4 protein-coding genes are annotated in these 3,353 nt (G+C 59.7%); 3 read left to right on the forward strand and 1 reads right to left on the reverse strand.

Annotated elements, in window-relative coordinates; all coding sequences use genetic code 11:
• Window positions 1–620, forward strand: a 620-nt coding sequence (locus EOA60_RS24980; protein WP_128312057.1) for an ATP-binding protein, incomplete at its 5' end; no start/stop codon positions are given.
• Here the strand turns inward: EOA60_RS24980 and EOA60_RS24985 are convergent.
• Window positions 610–1,461, reverse strand: a complete 852-nt coding sequence (locus EOA60_RS24985; protein WP_095800316.1) for a LysR family transcriptional regulator — start codon at window positions 1,459–1,461, stop codon at window positions 610–612. The two genes, EOA60_RS24980 and EOA60_RS24985, sit on opposite strands and share 11 nt — an antisense overlap.
• Before the next feature lie 188 nt (window positions 1,462–1,649).
• Between EOA60_RS24985 and EOA60_RS24990 the strand changes: the two genes are divergently transcribed.
• Together EOA60_RS24990 and EOA60_RS24995 are read left to right on the forward strand one after the other, a co-directional pair.
• Window positions 1,650–2,408 (forward strand): gluconate 2-dehydrogenase subunit 3 family protein, encoded by a 759-nt coding sequence (locus EOA60_RS24990; protein WP_128312059.1) that lies wholly within the window; start codon window positions 1,650–1,652, stop codon window positions 2,406–2,408.
• A 27-nt stretch (window positions 2,409–2,435) separates the two neighbouring features.
• Window positions 2,436–3,353: GMC family oxidoreductase (locus tag EOA60_RS24995; RefSeq protein WP_164899514.1), on the forward strand; the 918-nt coding region annotated here is incomplete at its 3' end.

A 3,353-nucleotide genomic window follows, 5' to 3' on the forward strand; every position in this document is an offset into this window, starting at 1 on the left:
CCAACCGTGTGAGGGCCTGCATCACGCTGGCGCGAGAAGGAATCAATCGCGGGATCGATTTGACCTCGCAGCTCCTCGCCTTTGCAAAGCACCAGGAACTTGATGCTCATGCTGGCGACGTGAATGAATTCCTCAGATCCTTCGCGCCTTTGCTGAGGTACGGCGGCGGACCCGATGTGCGCGTCGAGCTTGAACTCGGTGCAGAAACTCCCGACTGCCTGATCGATCCCGCATTGTTCGACACCGCAGTGCTTAATCTCGTCGTCAACGCGCGCGATGCCATGCCAAATGGCGGCGAGATCAGAGTCATCACCGGACCGTTGGTGCAGGAGACCGCGACACCCGATCCGCCGGGGCCGGGAACCTATGTCTGCGTTAGCGTCAAGGACCAAGGTTGCGGCATGACCGCCGAAGTGTTGCGAAACGCGTTCGATCCTTTCTTCACCACGAAGGGTGAGGAAGGTACCGGCATGGGGCTGCCGCAAGTGCGCGCATTGATGCGTATGATCGGCGGCCATGTTCGCATTGCAAGCGAGCCGGGGATTGGGACGACAGTCGACCTGCTGTTCCCGTCAATCCGACCGGATGTCAAAGCCTCGTCAAGAATGACTAGAATTTAACGTCGCCGCCTGCAACGGCATGTAATCCTGACAGGGCAGGACCTACTACGCTCTCATCCGCACTCGCGGATTGCACCGCGTACACCGGATAGGAGAACTGGGGCATTTCAGGCACAAGATGAAGCCGGCCGGCTTCTATGTGAGGTTGCACAGAGCTCATTCGGAAATATCCGGACCCGCCAGCGGCCAGAACATAGTTCAATCCGAGCGGACCGAGGTCGAAGGAAAGATCCGGCGCAGCACTCGGGAAATTCACGCCGTGATGAAGCTCAAAATCCGGCCCCCAATCCATATAGACATAATCGGATCCGTCCAAGAGTTGCGCTTCGGGGTTGGTGGTCGCGAGAACCAGTTTTTCCTCAAGAAGCAGATCGATCTTCAAGCCCGGTCTGTGTGGGGGCGCGTACATGATGGCTATGTCGACCATTCCCGAGGCGACCTGGTTGATCAGGTCCTGTGGCACGTCGACGTGTACTCGCAGCGCGATATCCTGAAGCGAGCGGCGCATCCAGCGGACCCAGTCGAGCAGAAGAGGTTGCGCAAGGCTGACTTCGCTGCCGACCGTCAGAACAGCCCGGCGTCCCGTAGGCACGGCAACCTGGTGAAGGGTGCGTTGCCATAGTTGGACGAACATCGGAGCGTGCCGCAGAAATTGCTCACCCGCGGGCGTGAGCGAAGCGCCACCTTTGTGGCGAACGAAGAGTGGTCGGCCCAATTGTTGCTCGAGGTTGCGGATCCGTGCGCTGACGGTCGTCTGGGCGACGTTCAAGCGCTCCGAGGCGCGAATGAAGCTCCCGGTCGAGACGATCTCAACAAAGGTGCGAGCGAGTTCGATATCCATGACCGCTAATAGCATAAAAATTGCGCTTAAATGTCAATGAATTTCGTTTGCCACATAGTAGGCGCGAACATTAGGCTCTCCGAATACTCACCGGATTGAGCGCTGAATGCGGCGCAGCGCCGGGATGGAGCGGGCATAGGCCTCTCCATCCTCACCCCCGTTTTGCCCGCGGTGTCACAGGAGCGATCATGTCGACGAAAGAAAAGAACGGCCAAGGCGATGTCGGACGTCGTGACTTTCTAAAACTGTTCGGCGCAGCCGGCGCGGCAGCGGGCACCCTGCCGTTTGGCGGATCCACATCGGCGGACGAGATCGTGGCAGCTGCCGCCACGGACACGAAGCACCATCACGCCGCCGAACCTCGTGCCCGAGGCAGTGGCTACGAATTCTTCAATGTCGACGAATCCGCCTTCGTCGAGGCGGCGGTCGACACGCTCATTCCAAAGGATGCGGCCGGTCCCGGAGCCAAGGAGCTTGGCGTGGCGACATACATCGACCGGCAGATGGCCAGCGGATACGGCAAGGGCGACCGGCTTTATCTGGAAGGGCCGTTCGGCGAGGGTACGCCCGGGCAGGGATATCAATTGCCGATGACGCCCTCGGAGCTGATCCGGGCGGGAATCGCCGACGTCAATGCCGTCGTACAGAAAAGCCACGAGAACAGCTTCGCGGCCCTTTCGGCAAAGGACCGCGCCGCCATTATGGCGGACCTTGAGGCCACGAAGATCGAGCTTCCAACGGTGCCCGCTGCAACCTTCTTCAGCCTCCTTCTGCAGCTCACGATCGAGGGTTATTTCGCGGACCCGATGTACGGCGGGAACAAGGACGCGGCTGCCTGGAAGATGATCGGCTTCCCCGGCGCAGATGCCATGTACGCGGACAAGATCGAGCCGTTCCGGAACAAGCCCTACAAGGCTGAACCGAAGGGCATCCAGGACCTCATTTGATCGCCGCAAGAAAAAGGAGACTTTGACATGGCCACCAAACTGAACCCGGTCGATGTGCTGATTGTCGGTCTTGGATGGACAGGCGGCATCATTGCCAAGGAGCTTGCATCCACCAAGCTCAAGATCGTCGCCCTTGAGCGGGGAGGCCCGCGTGACACCAATCCGGATTTCATCGATCCTGAAATCCACGACGAACTGCGCTACGCCGCCCGCCACGACCTCATGCAGAACGTGCGGCGGGAAACCATCACATTCCGCAATAGTGAATCGCAAACGGCGCTGCCGATGCGTCAACTCGGCTCGTTCTTGCCAGGGCAGGGTGTCGGCGGTGCCGGCGTGCATTGGAACGGCGTGACCTGGCGCTGGCTCGAATGGGATCATCAGGCGCGCACCCGGACCGTCGACAAGTACGGCGAAAAGATCATCCCTTCGGACATGCACCTGCAGGACTGGCCGATCACCTATGACGATCTCGAACCCTATTACGACAAGTTCGAAAAGACCTGCGGCACCTCCGGCAAGGCCGGCAATCTCAACGGCAAGAAAATCGACGGCGGCAATATCTTCGAGCGCGCGCGTAAGGAGGATTATCCCAACCCGCCAATGATCGCCGCGCAGAGCATGGTGATGTTCGAGAAGGCGGCCCGCAATCTCGGCTACCATCCCTTCCCAAACCCCTCGTCCAACGCGTCTCGCGATTACGTCAATCCCGATGGCGTGGCGTTCGGCCAATGCCACTACTGCGGCTTCTGCGAGCGTTTCGGTTGCGAGGCCAATGCTAAGGCTAGCCCGCATTTCACCGTCATTCCGCTGGCGCTGAAGAACCCGAATTTCGAGCTGCGCACCAACTCGATCGTGCTGAAGGTCAATCTCGACTCGACCCGCAAGAAAGCGGTCAGCGTCACCTATCTCGACGCACGCGGGCGGGAGTTCGAACAGCCTGCC

Source organism: Mesorhizobium sp. M1A.F.Ca.IN.020.06.1.1 (assembly GCF_004023265.1).
GTDB lineage: Bacteria > Pseudomonadota > Alphaproteobacteria > Rhizobiales > Rhizobiaceae > Mesorhizobium.